Here is a 17,560-nt window from a genome sequence, read left to right as displayed (position 1 = left end):
GCCCCGCCCCTCCCGCAGACAGAGAAGAACGATGCCCCGGAAAGACCTCCTGACCCCGACCGGGCCCACCGCCCCGGCACCCCGGACGGCCCCGGCACCCCGGACGGCTCCGGCGGTCCGGTCGTGGCTCCCGGCCCCGCTCCACCTCCTGGCGTTCCTGGCGCTCTACCTCCTCGCGGTCTGCACCCCCTTCGGACAGCGGGCGGAGAACGCCCTGCTCGACGGCGACGCCGGCGCCGGACCCGCCTGGATCCACGACCTCTCGGGCGCGGCCTACGGCTCCACGGCCCTGCCGCCCCTCGAACACAGCGCCGTGCCCACCCTGCTCGCGGGCCTCGCGCTCATCGCCGCCGTCACCGCGATCCGGCGGTGCTGGTGGCAGGGGTGCGCGGCGCTCGGGGTCGTCGTGGCCACGATCGGCGCCAAGGAGGTCACCCGCACGCTCCTGCCCCGCCCCGACCTGGTGGGCGCGAGCGACCTGCTCACCGAGGCGAGCTTCCCCAGCGGACACGCCGCCGTGCCCGCCGCACTGGCCCTCGGCACCGCCCTCGTCTCCTCCCCGCGGCTGCGCCCCTACGTCCTCACGGCCGGCACCCTGTGGTTCGCCGTCACCGCCGCCGCCGTCCAGGCCACCTATCACCACCGGCCCAGTGACGTCCTCGGCTCCGCCCTCCTGGCCTGCGCCTGCTACGCCCTCGCCACCCGCCTGCTGCCCCCGACCGGCGAACCGGCCCCCGCGCACCCCCGCGCCCTGCCCGCCGTCGCCCTGGCCCTCGCGGCGATCGGTGCGCTTCTCGCCGGGGCCCGCGACGACTCCCTCGCACAGTCGCTGACGTTCGCGGCGGCGGGCTTCCTGAGCGCGGCCCTGCTCCACTTCACGGCGACCCGGCACGCCCCGCGCCCCCGCCCGGCCGACGGCCCCTGAGCCCACCCGCACCCTCCCCGGCAAAACGCCCACGGGATCCCGTCCGACCGGGCCGACCGGGCCGACCCGTCCGACCCGTCCGACCCGTCCGACCGGGCCGGACGGGATCCCGGCGTCTCAGGGCACACCTGCCCCGCCATCCTCACCCCGCCCCGTCCCCCTCACCCCGTCCCACCGTCCTCACCCCGCCCGGTCCCGCCGGAGAAAACCGTTCGTGGGCCTCCCCGGCAGTGGGGTACGGTCACGGCCATGTTCTTCATGCAGCAGATCTACGGCTGACGACACGGCAGGGAAGCGGCCCCCGCCTCCCCTCCACGCCCGCCCGCGCCCCCGCGACCGAGACCCTCGGCGGGGGCGGCGCACGGGCCTGCCCGTCCTCCAGACCGAGACCTGAAGCGAGTGAACACCCATGCCACGTCGCCGTGCCCATATCGCGATGGCCGGAATCCCCGCCATCAGCCACATCCGCCCCAGCCTCGACGTCATCCGCGAACTGGTCGCCCGCGGCCACCGCGTCACCTACGCCAACGACCCCGCGGTCGCCGCCCTGATCACCGGGACCGGCGCCGAACTCGTCCCCTGCGCCTCCGTCCTGCCGGTCGCCGACAACGACTGGCCCGAGGACCCCGTCGCCGCGATGGACCTCTTCCTCGACGACGCCGTCCAGGCGCTGCCCCGACTGCGCACCGCCTACCGGGACGACCCGGCGGACCTGTACCTGTACGACATCGGGGCCTACGCCGCCCGCGCCCTCGCCGAGGAGCAGGGCCGGCCCCTCGTCCAGCTGTCCCCGACGTTCGTGGCCTGGGAGGGCTACGAGGAGGAGATCGGAGTCCACCTGCGCGCCCTGCCGGGCGCCGACGCCCACCGGGAGAAGTTCGCGCGGTGGCTCGCCACCTGCGGGGCGACCACCACCGACGTGGACGCCTTCTCCGGACGCCCGCCGCGCTGTCTGGCCCTGATCCCCAGCGCGATGCAGCCGCACGCCGACCGGGTCGACACCGACAGGGTGACCTTCGTCGGCCCCTGCTTCGACCCGCGCACAGAGGCGGGCGACTGGACCCGCCCCGCCGGAGCGGAGAACGTCCTGCTGGTCTCCCTGGGCTCGGCGTACACCCGTCAGCCGGAGTTCTACCGCCAGTGCCTGGCGGCGTACGGAAACCTCCCCGGCTGGCACGTCGTCCTCCAGATCGGCAGGCACACCGACCCGGAGGAACTCGGCGTGATCCCGGCCAATGTGGAGGTCCATCCCTGGGTCCCGCAGCGTGCGATCCTGGAGCACGCGGACGCCTTCGTCACCCACGCGGGGATGGGCGGCTGCGGCGAAGGACTCCGGGCGGGCGTCCCGATGATCGCCGTGCCCCAGGGCGTCGACCAGTTCATGAACGCCGACCGGCTCGTGGAACTGGGCGTCGCCCACCGCATCGACACCGCCGAGGCCACGGCCGGAACCCTCAGGACGGCCCTGCTCGACCTCACCGGCGACCCGGAGGTCGCCCGCCGCTCGGCCCGCCTGAGCGCCACCACCCGCGCCGAGGGCGGCACCGCGCACGCGGCCGACCTCATCGAGGCCCTGCTGCCCTGACCCGGCCGCCGGCCCCGGCCCCGTCCCGTGCGGGGCCGGCGATCCGGCTACGGCGTGACCACGCGGTAGCTCAGCGCCTGCCCGGGCAGGTTGCTCTGGGCCAGCGAACCGCTGGCCCACGCCCAGGAACCGCCGCACCCGGCCTGGGGGTAGAGCACCAGCGATGCGGAGCCCGAGACGATCTGGGCCGAGGAGACCGGATCCGCCGGCGTGTGACACGTGCCGAAGTCACCGAGGTCGGCCTCCGTCACCGCGCCCGTTCCGTTCGTCCCGCCGTAGAGGTGACCGCCCCGCTGCAATGGCGGCCAGCCGGCGGCGTGCGCCGTTCCCGCACCGACGCCGATGCCGATCAGAGCCGCCGTCATGACCGTGGCAACGGCGGCACCGCGCTTCCTCGCTCGGGAAGGGACCATGTGGCCTCGTCTTTCCGTGTGTGGGCGAAGCCGGGCAGGCGTTGCCGTGTCCGTCCGGTCGGATGCATCCAGAACAAAATTCTTGCAGGTTCAACCAATCGTGTGGAGGGTGCGGACGGACCCGCTTCCGCACGGCAGCTTTTTCCGGACAGGAGCTTCCGCTTCGTCCCTACCCCCGGCGCTCCCTCCGGAGGAAAACGAAGCGAGCGACACACAGTGCCGTCGAAACGATGCCCATGGCCTGCGGAGACCGCCCGTCGCCCCATCCGACGCCGACGTCCGCCGTGGCGAGGAGGGACAGGCGAACGCGGAGCTGTTGGCGGCCGACGCTGCGCAACGTCGTGCCGCGGGGGCCGACGCTCCAGGGGACTTCATCCGTTCGAGCCCCTGTGACCGCGACATACGCCGCGCCGCCCGGCTCCTGACAGCCTCGCACCCGGCCGTCCCTCCGCCGCCGAGATCGACGTCAAGACCGTCCCGCTCGCGCCGGCATCCAGGAGCGCTTCGCGCTCGGACAGAGCGCCGCCAGCGACCTGTGCGCCGACGCTCAGACCCTGCTCGACGGCGGCTACGCCCCGCCTGTCCTGGACAACTCGCAGGCCCCCACACGCTCTGCCTCCGCGCACCGAGAAGGGCGACACCCCCGCCCCGGGGTGCCGCCCTCCGGCGTTTCACGCCCCAGTGGCCAGCGCCGTCCGGCCCACCGCCGCCGGCGCGCCCCGTCGTCCCCGGCCGCCGTACCCGCCGCCGCGCCCGCCCAGGCCGAGGGCGGCTCGGGGTGGACCTGACCCGGCACCACCACCCCGTCCCCCGGCGCCTGGTGGCCCGGCTCCCCGAGCGCGTCTGCGAGTTCGTGTCCAGCGCGCCCCGAAGGACCTCGCCAACCCCACCCTGACCGTCCGCGGGGTCGTCGTGAGCGCGCTCGCGCCCACCGCCCTCCAGGCCGAGCAGCGCGACTCCATCCGGGAGATCTTCGGTGACCTGGTGTGGGAGCCGGCCATCAAGGTCCGCACCACCCTCGCCGAAGCGAACACCGACGCCCTGCCGCTCACCGACGGCCGCGTCGCCGAGCCCCGCGCCATGTACGAGCTCCTCGCCCAGTCGTTCCTGAAGGCGGTGCCCGCCCCGTGAGCCAGCCCTCCAACCGCCGCCGCAGCCGCCGAAACGGCCAGACCGCCGCCCCGATGAACCTGCCGCTCCAGCCCACCTTCACCGAGCCGCAGGACCCGCAGCAGACCGAGCTGTCCGCCCAGGCCGCCGCATCGATCCTCCCGGACGGCGTGGCGGTCGGGGACCAGGTCGCTCGCGCCGCCCAGGAGGCCGCCCTCGCGGCCGGCGACGTCGTCCCCGACCCCTTCGCCCCCACTCCCCTCGACCCCGCCGCCCTCACCGGCACCCCCGCCGAACGCCTCGCCCAGGTCGAGGCCGCGCTCCATGCGGCCGACGCCCGCGCGGGCCGCAGCGTCCGCGCCGCGAAGGTCCGCTGGACCATCGAGAAAGGCACCCCGCTCGCGATCCTGAATTTTCTACACCCCGCCGAACGTCTCCCAGGCCAAGGCACTCGCCCCGCTCCTCGCGCTCGACGGCGGCGAAGACAAGGCGGCCGAGGTCATCACCGAAGTCCAGGCCGGCGGTAAGAAGCTCACCGCCGCCGCCATCACCACCACCGCCCGACGCCTCGGCTACGCCCCGGCGGCTTCCCTCGTCCAGTAATCGAACTGCCGGTGGCTGTGCAGAGTGTCTTCGTGGTGGGGTCCGAGGGCGCGGGTGCGGTCTTTGAGGATGCCGGCGTGCAGGTCGCGTGCGCGGGTCGGGTCACCCGCCTTTCCCGTGCAGTACGCGTGCTCGTGTCGACTGGTCAGGGTGTGGGGGTGGTGGGGTCCGAGGGCGCGGGTGCGGGCTTCGATGATGCCGGCGTGCAGGTCGCGTGCGCGGCCCGGGTCACCCGCCTTTCCCGTGAAGTAGGCGTGCTCATGCCGGCTGATCAGGGTATCGGGGTGGTCAGCGTCGAGGACCCGGGTGCGGTCTTTGATGAGGCCGGTGTGCAGGTCACGTGCGCGGGCCGGGTCCCCCGCTTTTCCCGTAGAGGACGCGTGGTTGTGCCGGCTGATCAAGGTGTCGGGGTGGTCGGGGCCGAGGATGCGGGTGCAGTCGGTGATGAGGGTGGCGAACAGATCGCGTGCGCCGGCCGGGTCGCCGGCCTCGTCGACCCAGTACGCGTGGTTGCCACGGATGAGGAGGACGTTCCGGTGGTCGGAGCCGAAGTAGGCGGTCGAGACCGCCGCGAGTGTGCCGTACAGCCGCGCTGCTTCGGGAGCGTCTTCGCGTTCGGCGGCCGCTTCGGCTTCTTCCTTCAGCCGGGCGGCGGATTTGTTCGCCGTGTCCGGGCTGGTCAGAGGGTTGTCCGGAACAAGCAGCGGTGCTTCCGGGACCGGGGCGGGGGTGCCGGTGAGTTCGGTGCTGATGCGGTCGATGGTGTCGGCGTCCTGGTCGTTGACCGCGGTCGCGCGGGCGAGGGCGGCGTCGATGTCGTCGGCCTCCGCATCCCGTTGGTCACCCGGCCCCGTTGAGGGGGTGGCGCGGGTGGGGAGGTGGTCGTGGGGTGAGGTGCCGTCGCCGCGGAGGCGGTCGAGGTCGTCGGTGAGGGCCTCGATCTCCTGGCGGAGCCGGTCGGCGAGTTCCTCGGCCTGGCGCTGTTTCTCCCGTGCCCGGGCCAGCTCTGACTCCGCCGTCGCCTTCTGCTCCTCCGCCCGCCCGACCCGGCGGCGGGCCGCGTCAAGCTCCCCACCGTCCATGTTCGCCGCGAGCTGGTCGCGTTCGCCGGTCAGTTTCCGGACCCGGTCCTCGAGGGTGTTGACCATGCCCAGCAGCACCCACACCAGCCGGGCGGAGTTCTCCGCGGCCTGCCGCAGTTCCCCTTCCTGTTCCAGCGCCCGCGTCAGCCGCTCGTACACCTGGAGCTGCTGCGCCTGCGCCTGAGCCAGACTCACGGCGGAATCCTGACCCGGTACGACCGGTACGACCGGTACGACCGGCGGGATGGGTCTGGCCGGGGTGCGGGGCGGGTGCTGGGCGTCGCGCAGCAGCCGTACGGCCTCGGCCTCCCGCCGTTCACGTAAAGCCGGGGGCACCGTGGCGGCGATCAGGCCGACGACCAGGCGCTGCGGCGGGACACGCCCGCTGAGGTGGGTGCTGAGCTGGCTCGTGGAGTACCCGACCTGCTGCGACAGCACCGCCAGCGTCTTGCCCGACTCGTCGATCCGCAGCCGCAGGAACTCCGCCAGCAGCCCCGCATGCGTGTTCACCGGCCGCACCGGAGCCCACCTGCGCCCGCTCTTCTTCGCCTCTGCCACCCGCACGACCCCCGGCCACGATCACCCTTTGTCCGGCCCGTCGCGAACAACGGGCCGTACATCCGGAACCTACCTGCGATGTCCGCACCACACGGCCCGTACAACCCAACTCCCCGCCATGGTCTGCCCCACGGCCACCAGCCAGTGACCACCCACCCCACCCAAGGGACAGACCATGAACGATGCACTCTCCCTCGCCGCCGACATCGCCACCCTCCTCGGCGTCTTCCTGAACGCCGCTTTCGAACTCCACCGCGCCCGACGGGCCGCCCGCGACGACAACGAACCGCCCCAGAAGTGACCCCCGGCCCCCACCGCCCCGCCGCCGGGCGGGCCATACAAGACGCCCCGGCCTACCGTCCGCCCCTGCCCGGCCCGGCCGGGCAGTCCACTGCCGGGACGAAGTTCGGGCCGGGGTGCCGACGAACCTCCTCTTGCGCGACTAGCTTCCGGCCCCGGCACCATGCCGCCGGCCCGGCGCGCTCCGGCTCGACCGGCCCCGTCGCGGGGCGGCTCGTACAGGACATCCCCGGCCTACCGTCCACCGCTGCACGGCCCGGCAGTCGACTTCCTAGAAAAAGGTGGGGCTCCGCGTCACAAACGATCCTTCACCGCCCCATAACTAAGTCGTACTGACGGATCGGGGTTGTGCGGCTTGGTGGCCGGCCCGTGACTGTCGTCCCTGGCGTCGGCCCGTCCTCTTGCGATGAGGAGTCTCATGCCGCTCACGTCCGGGTCCTTGGCCCGCTGGGCACCGCCCTGCTGCCGTACGGACTGCCATGCGTCCTGTTCATCGACGAGCTCGACAAGAGCGACATCGACCTGCCCAACGACCTGCTGCCCGTCCTGGAGAACGGCTCCACGACGTCCCTGAGCTGGGCCGCGCCCCGCCCAGGAGGGCACGGTCGGGCTGTTCACCGACGACCCCGACGACACCGCGCCTGTCACCGACGGGCGGGTCCGCTGCCGGGCGTTCCCGTTCAGCGAGTCATCGCAGGCCCGGGACGCTAGCCGTCCGGGCCTGCTCACCTACCGCCGGCACCGCACCGGTGCCGCTCAGACCACGCCCGAGAGGAACTCACCCGTGTCCACCCGCCAGACCGCCCGGATCACCGCCGTCGTCATCGTCGTCCTCCTCGCCGTCATCGCCGCCCTCGGTGCGGGGATCGTCACGGCCCACCTCGGCGCCAGCACCCTCGCGTCCGTGACGGCCGCCGGAGCCGCGTTCCTCGGCATCGCCGGCCTCGGCACCGCGATCGCCACGTTCCTCCTCCCCCCGCCGCCGTCCTCCTCGACGTCGCGACGAACTCCTCCGGCCCGACTGTGACCGGGGGTGATCGTCCCGCTACGGCGCGGATGATCCACTCGCACCGACCCCCCGGGGGCCCCGATGCTGACGACCCGACACCCACGTGCCTGCGCCGCCGTCCGCGGCGGCGGCCTGGCGTTCGCCCTCACCCTCACCGGCTGCACCGCCGACACCGGCGCGAAGGCCACGGCGACACCCACCGAGGCCCCGGCCGTCACGGTCACCCCGGCCCCGGCGACGACGCCGGCCGATCCGCAGGCCGCCGAGAAGGCCGCCGCCCTCAAGGTGTTCGCCTCGATGTGGGCGGAGCGGGCGAAGGTGTACGCGAAGGCCGACCTGAAGGGCACCTCGCTGGAGAAGTTCGCGACGGCCGGCGCCCTCGGCAAGATCCGCTTCGACCTCGCCCGCATGCGGGAGGCCGGCACTGTCGTGCGCAGCGCGCCCCGTCAGACCGCCGCCACGGTGACCTCGCTCGACCTCGCCGTCGAGATCCCGACCGCGATGCTCACCAGCTGTGTCGACATGACCACCTGCGAGGCGTACAGCACCATGCGCAAGGAGGTGATCCCGCTGCCCATCGAGCAGCCGATGCGCTACGCCGCGGCCACCGTCTTGGAGAAGTGGCCGACCGGATGGATCGTCACCATCTACACCCCCACGGGCAGCCGTCGTGCTGAGGCGGGCAGCCGCCGTGGGCGTGCTCCTGGCCGCAGTCCTCGCCCCGGCCGCGCACGCGGCCGGTCCCGGTGGCGGGTTCTGCGAGGGTGCCGCCATGTACGTCGTGGTGTGCGCCGCGGGCGGCTTGCGAAATGGGAGAAGAATGATCTTGGTAGCTTTTTGTCTTACTGATCGTTTCAGAATGAGGTTCGTAGGCACTCATGCGGCGGTGTCGGGTGGGGCACTCATCGGTCACGCCGCCCGGCATCACAGTTGCAGGGACGCGGCACGTGTGGGCTCAGTCGATGACGAACTGTTTGAGATCCGTCTCCGACAGTGAATCTTCGGATCCCAGACAGGCCGCCTCGGCAACCAACTGGTCGTACTCCTCCCGCAGCAGCGGGATGCGGTGGTACTCCACGGTCCGCGCGAGGTGGTCCAGGGCGAGCTCCGCCTCGTCGTTGTCGACGAGTTCGAGAACCGACTGCAACGCCCCGGCTTGTCTCGGATCCTCCGCCGTCCGGCGGGCGATCGTCACGACGGTGGCACGCAGGAGGGAATCGGGGGACTCGATGGGCTGGCTCATCCCCTGAGTGTGCCCCGAACTCATTCTGAAACGATCATTTAGTTTCCGTGTGGGTCAGGCGATTACCGATTCATTGCCGTCGGTCACGAGGACTTGGCCGTCGCTCAGGGTGCGGTGAGGGGTGCCGTTGGTCCGGTAGTGCTCCGCGACCCGTTCGCAGATCTCGGTCCCGGGGTGTCCGGGGGAGTCGATGTGGGGGACGAAGGCGTGGTCGAGTATGCCCAGTCCGTCCCAGATCGGTTCGTCACCCCAGGTCTTCGTCACGTCGCTGGGGTCGTCGCTGAGTTCCAGGCCGTGAAGACTTGGAGCCAGTACGCAGGGGCCCGCGCTGTAGCCTGCGTAGACGATCGTGTTCTGGCGGAGCCGTGAGGTCAGGACGGCATCCGCTCTGCTGCGGGCCATCGCGTAACGGAGCATGAATGTGTTGCCGCCGCGGACCCAGACGGCGGGGAACGCGTCGAGCGCAGCCTCGACCTCGTCGGTGGGGCGGTCGAAGAACTTCCGCAGATCGAGCTCCTGGGGGTCGAAACCGAACCCGGCGAGAGCATCGGTTTCACGGTCGACTCCGGCTTGGCGAACATCGCCCGGGGCGGAGTCCATGGCATTGGCGATGACGGCGATCCGGCCGGGTCTCGACCCGAGGAGCTTGAGTAAGCGGCCGGGATGGTTGCCGATGCGGAAGGATGATAGGTAGAGGCGCATTCACGGACCATAACGAGTACGTGCGCGGCCGGGTGGTGAGATGCCGGGGTTTTCGGGGGGCCGACGCTCACCTCGGTCCGCTGGGACATGGGCGACGGCACCACCGTCACCTGCGCGGGCCCCGGCACCCCCTACACCCACGACCGGGGCAAGAGCATGTCCCCGGACTGCGGGCACCGCTACACGCGCGTCTCCGACGTCGGCAAGGGGAAGGGCACCTCGGCCTGGACGGTCGGGTGGGAGGTGCCGGTCCTCGGTGACTCGGGCACCCTCACCGAGACCCGCGAGACCCCGTTCACCGTCCGCGTGGTCGAGGTCCAGGTCGTCAACGTCGCCCCCTGACCAAGCCCCGCAAGGGAAGCGGGCCGTTTGCACAATTGGGCAAAAATGATCTTGGTCGCGCTTACCACCGTGCTTACCACCGCACTCACCAAGCCGTGACCCGCACCGCTGTGACCTGCGAGGGTCAGTCTTTGGGTCACTCCTCCCCCCACCCCCGGCCGGTCCGCCCCTGCTTCGTGCTGCCTGTCCGGGGCGCGAAGCGCAGGCGGGTGCCTCCCGTTCTCGTGAACAGCCCGGGGTCCCGCGTGTCGGCGTCCACGTCGGAGTACGCACCCAGGTACGGATGAACGTGCCCAGGTGGACAGCCATTCAGCCGTGGGTCTTCTTCGCGGGAGAGCAGTGGCATGAGCTGGGGACAGGGATGATCACCTCATGATGCGAGGTGCCTTCGACGACGTCCCTCTGGCCGCGCTCTTTCCTTTCCTGACGCCCGCGGATGTGGACTCCTTGAACCAGACAGCCAGCACGGTCGATGCGGCTCGTGCAGGCAGAACCACGGCGGATTGGGAGTGGGTACTGGAGCATGCTGCCTTCGCAGACTCGCAGCCCGGGACGCCGATCGTCCTTGGGTTGGTGGTGATCGAGCACGCTGCTGGGGGTGACCAGCTGGAGTTCTTGTTGCAGGTGGTGAGGACCGGCCCGGGCCAGCTTGTGGTTGACGCGGCGGTGAACGTGGCTTGCTGGTGCGAGACCGATCACGCCACGCATGACGTCGACGCCCTCAGGCTCGCGGTCGGCGAGACGACTTCGTTGCCCGATGCATTCCGTGCTGGCGCTGAACGTCTGACCGGCTGGCTGGCCGATCCACACGACGCCGACCATTGGCGCGCCCAAGAGGGACTACCTCCCCGGCGGATCGCCTGACGGCCCAGCCGGGCACGTTCGTCTGTGCCTGACTGGGTACGTTCACCTGTACGCCGACACCGCCGAGGTTGCGTCACCGGTTGCGTCACCGGTTGCGCAGTAGGTTGCGCCACCAGTTGCGCCATAGGTTGCGTCACCGGTTGCGGACCCCTTCAGCCACCCCCCGTGTTCGGGCTGGTCAGGGCCTGTGGGTCAGTCGATTCCCGCGCCGACACCTCTTCTGGATACCAGAAGAGGTCCTTCTCTCCCCCTTCTCCCGGCGGGCGGGCGGCGGGCGCCGGCGGTACGGGGCGGTGGCCCGGTAGCTCTGTTCGCGAGAACGGGCTCTGGCACAACTTCCGTGAAACCACGCCGGCTGGACTCGTTCCTGCCTCTGGGCTCTCCGTCGACCTGCCGGTTCCCCGAAGCTGCCGGCCCCGGAGACCGAGGATCTGCCCGACTGCACGGAAGTTGCGCCAGAGCCCGAGAACGGGAGTCGTTTGTCGATGGGTTCAGAAGGCGCTCTGCTGGCGGTCAGGCCGATGTTCACGAGTCCGGGAGGCACCCGCCGGGAATGATCTTGTTAGGGTCCGGTCAAAGGGCGTTCAACGCATGGGAGGTGGTCAAGCGATGACCCCCGAGGAGCAGGAACTGATCATGGGCCTGGCGGTCGGACTGGGTAATGGTCCGACGCGCACGCTCGACGAGGTGCTCGCCCACTTCGGCGAGTCCGACGGCGAGGCCCTGGCGCTGAGGCTGCTCCGGGACGCCATGGAGCGCCAGGACGCCGACGACGTCGAGATGGCGCTGATCCTCCATGCCGCCGCCGGCGCCTCGGTCGAGGAGTTCCTGGAGCCGTTGACCGAGTTGTTCCCCGCCGACTGGCACAGGGACCACGAGGACATCGTCAGGATGCTGGGCCGCCTCCGCTCGCCCCGTACGGTGCCGACGCTGGCCCTGGCGACCCACTGGGTTCCCGAGCACCTGGAGTGGGACGAGAACCGGGCGCTCGCGGTGAAGGCGATCTGGGCTCTCGGCGCCATTCCCGGCCCGGAGGCCCAGGAATCCCTCGAAGCCCTGCGCGACGACGAGAACGAGATCATCCGTGAGAATGCGCTGAAGCAGCTCGCACGCCGCGGCGAACTCTGACCGCGGAGTCGTAGCCGCTCACCCAGAACGCCCGGCCGCGTTTCCTTGGCCAGCCGTTCCGACCAAGATCAATCTCGCCAGGATTTCCCGTACCTCAACCACTCACGGGGTGTCGCACAAACCACCCGCCGGGCCGGGAGTGACTCCCAAACTCATCGACATTGATCAAGGAACCGGCCCACGCGGTGACTCCCGAAGCCGTCGACAGGCGACTTCCGTTCTTGTGTACAAAGCCAGCCCAGTCACCAGGAAGTGCCGGCGTCCCGTCAGGGGCGGGGGAGACTGTGCGGGGTGAGCACCGCACCGCACCGTCGTCCTCTCGGTCCCGGTCCCGACGTCCCCGACCGCCCCGTGCGCGACCCGTGGGCGCGCACGGCCGCCGGCCTCGCTGCCGCGGGAGAGTGGACCGCCACCCCCGACACCACCACCCCGCCCGCGCCGCGCGCCGGCCGCAGCCCGCTCGGGGACGGGCCCGCCGACCCCGGCACCGCCCCCGCCACGCCCGGGTAGGGTCGGGCGCAGCCCGTGCCGATATGGCGTGCGCGGGTGAGGCCCGGCGCCCAGGGCACACCCCCCGGGGGCAGTACCGCCGGGCCGTCCCACCCCCCAGCCCCCAACCGCCCGCCACCGCGGTTGCCGGTTACCGGTTACAGGCCGCCGGGAGCGCCGGTCCGTGCTGTTCAGGGCGGTGTCCGGGCAGTACCGAACCGGTAACCCGTAACCGGTAACCCGTAACCCGTAACCGGTAACCGGTAACCGGGGTCCCGGCCCGGTCTCCTCGGCGGCCCGGCCCTGCGCCTGGTCTTCCTCGCCGTCGTCGCCCAGCTTGTCCTCCGCGCCCGCTCGGGGACGGTCCTGCGGATCCCGGTACCGCACCCGCCGCCCCTCTCGGCCCTACGCCCGGCCGCCGGTGGGGTCGGGTGCAGCCCGTGCCGGTATGGCGTGTGCGGGTGAGGCCTGGTGCCCATGGCACACCCCCCCCGGGGGGCAGTACCGCCGGGTCGTCCGTACACGGCAGCGGGGCATTCTCAGATTCGAGAATGCCCCGCTGCCGTGTGCGTTTCTCGGCTTCCGGGGGCTCGTCCTGACAGGCGCCCCGGTCGCCCCATCGGCGTCCGGGGCGCCTGTACGTCTCTGGGCGGCCCGAGAAGACGCTGCTGGCCCGCCCGGGTCAGGGGGTGCAGGCGGGTTTGGGGTAGTCGAGGTATTTCCAGGTGTCGGGTCCGACTTTGCCGTCGGCGGTGATGCCGGAGCAGCGCTGGATCGCTTTCACGCCGGCGGTGGTCGCGGGGCCGAAGACGCCGTCTTCGTCCAGGGAGTAGCCGTAGTTGTGGTTGAGGAGGCACTGGACCTGGGCGACGTTGGTGCCGACCATGCCCTCGGCGAGGATGACGCGGCGGTTGGGCCGGTAGTGGGCGCACGCGGTGCGCCCTTCCTCGCCGAGCGGGGCGGCTGTGGTCGGGGCCGGGGTGGTGGGTGCCGGAGCGGTTGTCCGGGTTTCCGCCGGCGGGGTGGTGGCGGCCGGTGGGGTGGTGGCGGGGTTCTCGTCCTGGGGTGCGGGGCCGGGCCGGGGGGTGGTCTTGCCGCCGCCGGCCGGGGTGTCGGGTGCGGGGGAGTCGTCGCCGAGGGGGCTGTCGGAGGCGTCCTGCGGCTTGTTGTCGCTTCCTCCTGCTGCCGGGCCGTCTCCTTCCGGAGCGTCTTGTCCGCCGCTCTTTGTGCTGCCGCCGGCGTTTTCGTCTTCCGTGTTCTCGCCGGTGCTGTTCTCGCCGGTGTTCCCGGTGTCCGGGTTCCCGCTGCTCTCGCTGTTCTCGCCGGTGTTCCCGGTGTCGGTGGGCAGGGTCTCGCCCTGCGCACCGGGCGTCGCGGTGTTGTTCGTGTCGCCGTCGGGCATGGCGGCCCAGCGGCCGATGAGGAGCACCACCGTGAGCGCGAGGAGGGCGATCAGCAGCTTGGCCGCCCGGCCGGTCTTCACGGCCGGCGCCGATGCCGGTGCTGGGATCGGTCGGACGACTCCGAGTTCGGTGCCGGCCGCGTCCGGACCGGGCCCGGTCGTTTTCCGTTCCCCATCCGCCGCGGCCTGTCCGGCAGCCGCTGTGGTGTCCGCGGCTGAGCCCGGCGAGGAGGCGCCCGGCGCCGGCCTGCCAGAGCCGGTCTTCGTACTCGCGTCCGCAGCGGCCGGCGCAGACCCGGCCGCTCCCCCGGCCGCGGCCACCCCGGCGGCTGCCGGGAGGACCCGCCCGGCGGGCTCGGGTGCCTCGCCCCTGGGAGCCGTACCGCTCGGCCCGGCGCCCCCGGCCCCGGCTTCACCTCCGGTCTTGGCGGGGTTGCCCGCCGGTGCCGGGACGGTGTCCGCCCCGGCCGGAGTGCCCACCCGGACGCCGCCGGCCGTCCCCGGCACCCCACCGTCCCCGTCCGCATCCGCGCCCATGCCTGTGCCCGCGTTCGTGCCCGCGTTCGTGCCCGCGTCCGCGCCTGTGCCCGTGGCCGGGAGCGCGTCCGCGGAGGACGCTTCCTGGAGTGCCAGGGAGGTGGCCTGCGCCTCGGCCTGATCCCCGGCGCCGGTCGCGCTCCCGGCCTCCTCCGCGGAAACGGGAGCGGGGACATGGTCCGGCGTGCCCCCGGCAGGGGCCGCACCGGACGCTGCCGCAAAGACCGCACCGGCATCATCCGCACTCGCAGACCCGCCGCCCGGCGCGGCGCCGGCGGCCTTGGCCTGCTTGATGGCCGCGTCGGCGGCCTCCCACAACCCCACCAGGTGCGGTGCCTTCACCGAGGGCCGCCTGCTGAGGCGTTCGATGTCCTTGCGGGGTGGGAACGACTCGCCCTTCAGCACCCGGTTCCAGGTCGACCGAGAGATCTCGCTGTCATGGGCGAGCGCGTCCAGGGAGAGCTTCTTCTTTTCCTTGATCCGTACCAGCTCGGCCCGTAGGGCCTCGACCTCCGGGAGATTCCCGTTTCGGCGCCCCTCGTCCTCGGACTGCACGCGTCCCCCTCGACACGATCATGGAAACCGGCGTTCCAATTTCCCTTGTTTCCGCAGCTCAACGGCCAAACGGAACGGCTGGAACACACGGAACGACTGGAACAGTGGATCAGGCTACCGATGGAACGCCGGGCCCTTGAACCTTCACCTCGTCAGCGCCGCCCTCCAGGGTGGCGACACCGCTCCCACGCCGCCCCGCACCAGCGGGAACGTGGGTCACGCGATCGAGGGATGAAGATGCGCAAGAACGTCAGGAACCTCCTCCTCCAGGCCCTCGCCGGCGTCCTGCTCGCCGGCGGCGCGCTCGGCGCGGTCAACGCCGGCGGGGATGAAGCCAACGCCTCTGCCCAGCCGCGCGGCGGCGCCTACGGCACTCCCGGCGCACCGGGAGGCTTCCGGGGCGTGTGGCCGGTGCTGAAGACCGGCTCCCGCGGTACGGACGTGAGGACCGTCCAGTACCTGCTCGCCGCCCGCGGACACGCGGTGAAGGCCGACGGCGCCTACGGCAGGAACACCGCGGCCGCGGTCGCGAAGTTCCAGAAGCGCGCCGGCCTGAAGGCCGACGGAACGGTCGGGCCGAAGACCTGGGTCAAGCTGACCGCCCTCACCCTGCGCACCGGTAGCCGCGGTCCCGCGGTCAGGGCCGTCCAGGTCCAGCTCGGCATCCACCCCGACGGCATCTACGGCCCGAACACCACCACCGCCGTCGCGAAGTTCCAGACCAGGAAGAACCTGGCCGGCACCGGCACCGTCGACACCAGGACGTGGGGACGCCCTGGTCACCGGCTCCTCCGCCAAGCCCGCCCCCCGCGGCTACTCCCTGCACTTCAAGAAGAACTGGAAGCACCCCAGCTACTCCAAGCTCTCCCTCGTCCGCGACGGCAAGACCCTCAAGTCCTGGCGCGCCGGCTCCGGCAAGAACAAGGACGAGTGCGCCTCGGACGCCGGCTGGCTGCCCAGCGGCACCTACCGGGTCCAGGCGCACTTCACCAACCGCGACGCCGACGCCATCGACGGCTACGCCATCCAGCTCCCCAGCAAGCCCTGCCGCCCGAAGGCCGGCACCAAGCAGAAGCGCGTCACGCGGACCGGCCTGTTCATCCACAGCGAGATGACCCGCTACGGCACCCAGGGCAAGGACAACCCGGGTCGCGACGACGCCGAACCGCTGGGAGAACACCAACGACTACAAGTCCCTCGGCTGCATCAAGCTCACCCCCACCGACATCAAGGACCTCTTCAAGCGCCTCGACCAGGCCCGCTGGCCCAACAACCTGACCCTCTACGTCAACTGACCCCACCCCACCCCCGCCCCGACCGCCCCCGGCAGCACCTGCCGGGGGCGGTCGGCGTTTCCCGCCGTCCGCCGTCCGCCGTCCGCCGTCCGCCGTCCGCCGTCCGCCGTCCGCCGTCCGCCGTCCGCCGTCCGCCGTCCGCCGCCCCGGCCCGCCGGTGGCCCGCGGTTCGCCGTCCCCGGTCCGCGGTCCAGCAGGATCTGGCTGGCCGCCCCGCCTCTCATCCGGACGCACGCGGCCTTCGCCTTTCTGCGCCGCGTACCGCTGTTCCAGCTGATCGCCGTTTCACCAGCTCAACGGCCTGCGGCACACGCCACCAGGCACACCGGAACGGCCGGAACGCGCGGAACGCGAGCCGGGCTTCCGAAGGAACGCCGGCACGCGAACTCTTCACCTCACCGGCGCCGCCCAGCCTGCGGCCCGCCCCGCCTCCGCAGCCCGCGGCCAGGCCCCCACCACACGAATGAGGACACACCCCATGCGCAAGAACACCAGGAACCTTCTGCTCCAGGCCCTCGCCGGCGTCCTTCTCGCCGGCGGCGCGCTCGGCGCCGTGAACGCCACCGGCGACCAGGCCAACGCCTCGACGAAGCCGACGGCCCGCACCGGCTCCCACGCGACCCCCCTGAAGGCCGCCGCGTGGCCGGTGCTGAAGACCGGCGCCAGGGGCAACGACGTCCTGACCGTCCAGCACCTGCTCGCCGCCCACGGTCACACGGTGAAGACCGACAAGGTCTTCGGCAGGAACACCGCGGCCGCGGTCGCGAAGTTCCAGAAGCGCGCCGGCCTGAAGGCCGACGGGACTGTCGGGCCGAAGACCTGGGCCAAGCTGACCGCCCTCACCCTGCGCACCGGCAGCCGCGGCCCCGCGGTCAAGGCCGTCCAGGTCCAGCTCGGCCTCCACCCCGACGGCATCTACGGCACCAAGACCTACAACGCAGTCCGCGCCTTCCAGACCCGGGCCGGTCTCAAGAACGACGGCGTCGCCGGCCCCAAGACCTGGACCGCCCTGATCACCGGCCCCTCGGCCACCACCCCCGGCACCAAGCCCGCCCCCCGCGGCTACTCCCTCCGCTTCAAGAAGAACCCCGCCAACCCCACCAACTCCCGGCTCATCCTCCTGCGCGACGGCAAGGAGATCGACAGCTACCGCGCCGGCTCCGGCCTGGGCAGCACCGACGAATGCGCCAAGGCCCGCGGATGGCTGCCCAACGGCACCTACCCGATCACCACCCACTCCACGACCTGGAACGGCTCCGTCATCAAGGGCTACGCCATCCAGCTCGCCGACAAGACCTGCAAGCCCAAGCCCGGCCACAAGCCGGTCAAGCGCACCGAGCTGTTCATCCACAGCGAGATGACCCGCACCGGAGGCCAGGGCAAGGACACCCCCGGCCGCGACGACTCCACCCGCTGGG

The 17,560-nt window shown here is 71.9% G+C and carries 18 protein-coding genes; 13 read left to right on the top strand and 5 right to left on the bottom strand.

All coding sequences use genetic code 11. The features are described from left to right. Positions 1-31: 31 nt before the first annotated feature. Positions 32-925: a phosphatase PAP2 family protein gene (locus tag IE326_RS33870; RefSeq protein WP_190044302.1), complete on the top strand. Its 894-nt coding sequence runs from the start codon at positions 32-34 to the stop codon at positions 923-925. A gap of 409 nt (positions 926-1,334) precedes the next feature. Continuing rightward, positions 1,335-2,510, top strand: coding sequence for a macrolide family glycosyltransferase (locus IE326_RS33865; RefSeq protein WP_229915794.1), 1,176 nt, complete (start codon positions 1,335-1,337; stop codon positions 2,508-2,510). 47 nt (positions 2,511-2,557) lie between these two features. Here the strand turns inward: IE326_RS33865 and IE326_RS33860 are convergent, their stop codons facing one another. Continuing rightward, entirely contained in the window at positions 2,558-2,923 is a 366-nt protein-coding gene (locus IE326_RS33860; RefSeq protein WP_190044300.1) for a hypothetical protein, read from the bottom strand. 912 nt (positions 2,924-3,835) lie between these two features. Between IE326_RS33860 and IE326_RS33855 the strand changes: the two genes are divergently transcribed. Then, on the top strand, positions 3,836-4,054 hold the full coding sequence (locus tag IE326_RS33855) for a ParA family protein (RefSeq protein ID WP_190044299.1): 219 nt from the start codon (positions 3,836-3,838) through the stop codon (positions 4,052-4,054). Beyond that, on the top strand, positions 4,051-4,560 hold the full coding sequence (locus IE326_RS33850; RefSeq protein WP_190044298.1) for a hypothetical protein: 510 nt from the start codon (positions 4,051-4,053) through the stop codon (positions 4,558-4,560). Before IE326_RS33855 ends, IE326_RS33850 begins: the two co-directional genes overlap by 4 nt. A 45-nt stretch (positions 4,561-4,605) precedes the next feature. Here the strand turns inward: IE326_RS33850 and IE326_RS33845 are convergent, their stop codons facing one another. Next, the gene (locus tag IE326_RS33845) at positions 4,606-6,228 is read right to left on the bottom strand and encodes a tetratricopeptide repeat protein (protein ID WP_190044297.1); all 1,623 of its coding nucleotides are present in this window, start codon (positions 6,226-6,228) and stop codon (positions 4,606-4,608) included. Positions 6,229-6,451: 223 nt separating this feature from the next. On the opposite strand from IE326_RS33845, the gene IE326_RS41640 reads away from it, so the two are divergent. From IE326_RS41640 to IE326_RS33835, 3 genes are all read left to right on the top strand, one after another. Further along, positions 6,452-6,577: a hypothetical protein gene (locus tag IE326_RS41640; RefSeq protein WP_268983056.1), complete on the top strand. Its 126-nt coding sequence runs from the start codon at positions 6,452-6,454 to the stop codon at positions 6,575-6,577. A gap of 783 nt (positions 6,578-7,360) precedes the next feature. Beyond that, positions 7,361-7,603 (top strand): hypothetical protein, encoded by a 243-nt coding sequence (locus IE326_RS33840; protein ID WP_190044296.1) that lies wholly within the window; start codon positions 7,361-7,363, stop codon positions 7,601-7,603. A 63-nt stretch (positions 7,604-7,666) separates the two neighbouring features. After that, the gene (locus tag IE326_RS33835) at positions 7,667-8,434 is read left to right on the top strand and encodes a hypothetical protein (protein ID WP_190044295.1); all 768 of its coding nucleotides are present in this window, start codon (positions 7,667-7,669) and stop codon (positions 8,432-8,434) included. Between the two features lie 106 nt (positions 8,435-8,540). On the opposite strand, the gene IE326_RS33830 is transcribed toward IE326_RS33835, so the two are convergent. Beyond that, positions 8,541-8,828: a hypothetical protein gene (locus IE326_RS33830; RefSeq protein WP_190044294.1), complete on the bottom strand. Its 288-nt coding sequence runs from the start codon at positions 8,826-8,828 to the stop codon at positions 8,541-8,543. A gap of 54 nt (positions 8,829-8,882) precedes the next feature. Then, the gene (locus IE326_RS33825; protein WP_190044293.1) at positions 8,883-9,530 is read right to left on the bottom strand and encodes a Type 1 glutamine amidotransferase-like domain-containing protein; all 648 of its coding nucleotides are present in this window, start codon (positions 9,528-9,530) and stop codon (positions 8,883-8,885) included. 87 nt (positions 9,531-9,617) lie between these two features. On the opposite strand from IE326_RS33825, the gene IE326_RS33820 reads away from it, so the two are divergent. The 4 genes from IE326_RS33820 (at position 9,618) to IE326_RS33805 (ending at position 12,374) form a co-directional block, all read left to right on the top strand. Then, complete coding sequence (locus IE326_RS33820; protein ID WP_190043535.1) at positions 9,618-9,872, top strand: hypothetical protein; 255 nt, start codon at positions 9,618-9,620, stop codon at positions 9,870-9,872. Positions 9,873-10,244: 372 nt separating this feature from the next. Next, positions 10,245-10,736, top strand: coding sequence for a hypothetical protein (locus IE326_RS33815; protein ID WP_190042300.1), 492 nt, complete (start codon positions 10,245-10,247; stop codon positions 10,734-10,736). A 609-nt stretch (positions 10,737-11,345) separates the two neighbouring features. Continuing rightward, on the top strand, positions 11,346-11,864 hold the full coding sequence (locus IE326_RS33810; protein WP_190042299.1) for a HEAT repeat domain-containing protein: 519 nt from the start codon (positions 11,346-11,348) through the stop codon (positions 11,862-11,864). A gap of 291 nt (positions 11,865-12,155) precedes the next feature. Further along, entirely contained in the window at positions 12,156-12,374 is a 219-nt protein-coding gene (locus tag IE326_RS33805; RefSeq protein ID WP_190042298.1) for a hypothetical protein, read from the top strand. A 661-nt stretch (positions 12,375-13,035) separates the two neighbouring features. Here IE326_RS33805 and IE326_RS42090 read toward each other — a convergent pair. Next, on the bottom strand, positions 13,036-14,847 hold the full coding sequence (locus tag IE326_RS42090) for a peptidoglycan-binding protein (protein WP_506417384.1): 1,812 nt from the start codon (positions 14,845-14,847) through the stop codon (positions 13,036-13,038). 120 nt (positions 14,848-14,967) lie between these two features. Between IE326_RS42090 and IE326_RS33795 the strand changes: the two genes are divergently transcribed. Both IE326_RS33795 and IE326_RS41760 read left to right on the top strand, forming a co-directional pair. Beyond that, positions 14,968-16,125, top strand: coding sequence for a peptidoglycan-binding domain-containing protein (locus IE326_RS33795; protein ID WP_308440362.1), 1,158 nt, complete (start codon positions 14,968-14,970; stop codon positions 16,123-16,125). Between the two features lie 495 nt (positions 16,126-16,620). Next, positions 16,621-17,560, top strand: a 940-nt coding sequence (locus IE326_RS41760; protein WP_190044291.1) for a peptidoglycan-binding domain-containing protein, incomplete at its 3' end; no start/stop codon positions are given.

The sequence above is a fragment of the Streptomyces filamentosus genome, from assembly GCF_014654895.1.
Taxonomy (GTDB): Bacteria; Actinomycetota; Actinomycetes; order Streptomycetales; family Streptomycetaceae; genus Streptomyces; species Streptomyces filamentosus.
Note: the sequence above shows the minus strand (reverse complement) of the source record. Positions and strands in the feature narration are given on the sequence as shown.

Excerpts from the sequence above, each read along its gene's own strand:
- IE326_RS33820 (WP_190043535.1), top strand. The coding sequence starts at position 9,618 with ATGGGCGACGGCACCACCGTCACCTGCGCGGGCCCCGGCACCCCCTAC.
- IE326_RS33870 (WP_190044302.1), top strand. The coding sequence starts at position 32 with ATGCCCCGGAAAGACCTCCTGACCCCGACCGGGCCCACCGCCCCGGCA.
- IE326_RS33830 (WP_190044294.1), bottom strand. The coding sequence starts at position 8,828 with ATGAGCCAGCCCATCGAGTCCCCCGATTCCCTCCTGCGTGCCACCGTC.
- IE326_RS33835 (WP_190044295.1), top strand. The coding sequence starts at position 7,667 with ATGCTGACGACCCGACACCCACGTGCCTGCGCCGCCGTCCGCGGCGGC.
- IE326_RS33815 (WP_190042300.1), top strand. The coding sequence starts at position 10,245 with ATGATGCGAGGTGCCTTCGACGACGTCCCTCTGGCCGCGCTCTTTCCT.
- IE326_RS33860 (WP_190044300.1), bottom strand. The coding sequence starts at position 2,923 with ATGGTCCCTTCCCGAGCGAGGAAGCGCGGTGCCGCCGTTGCCACGGTC.
- IE326_RS33810 (WP_190042299.1), top strand. The coding sequence starts at position 11,346 with ATGACCCCCGAGGAGCAGGAACTGATCATGGGCCTGGCGGTCGGACTG.
- IE326_RS33825 (WP_190044293.1), bottom strand. The coding sequence starts at position 9,530 with ATGCGCCTCTACCTATCATCCTTCCGCATCGGCAACCATCCCGGCCGC.
- IE326_RS33865 (WP_229915794.1), top strand. The coding sequence starts at position 1,335 with ATGCCACGTCGCCGTGCCCATATCGCGATGGCCGGAATCCCCGCCATC.
- IE326_RS33795 (WP_308440362.1), top strand. The coding sequence starts at position 14,968 with ATGGAACGCCGGGCCCTTGAACCTTCACCTCGTCAGCGCCGCCCTCCA.
- IE326_RS41640 (WP_268983056.1), top strand. The coding sequence starts at position 6,452 with ATGAACGATGCACTCTCCCTCGCCGCCGACATCGCCACCCTCCTCGGC.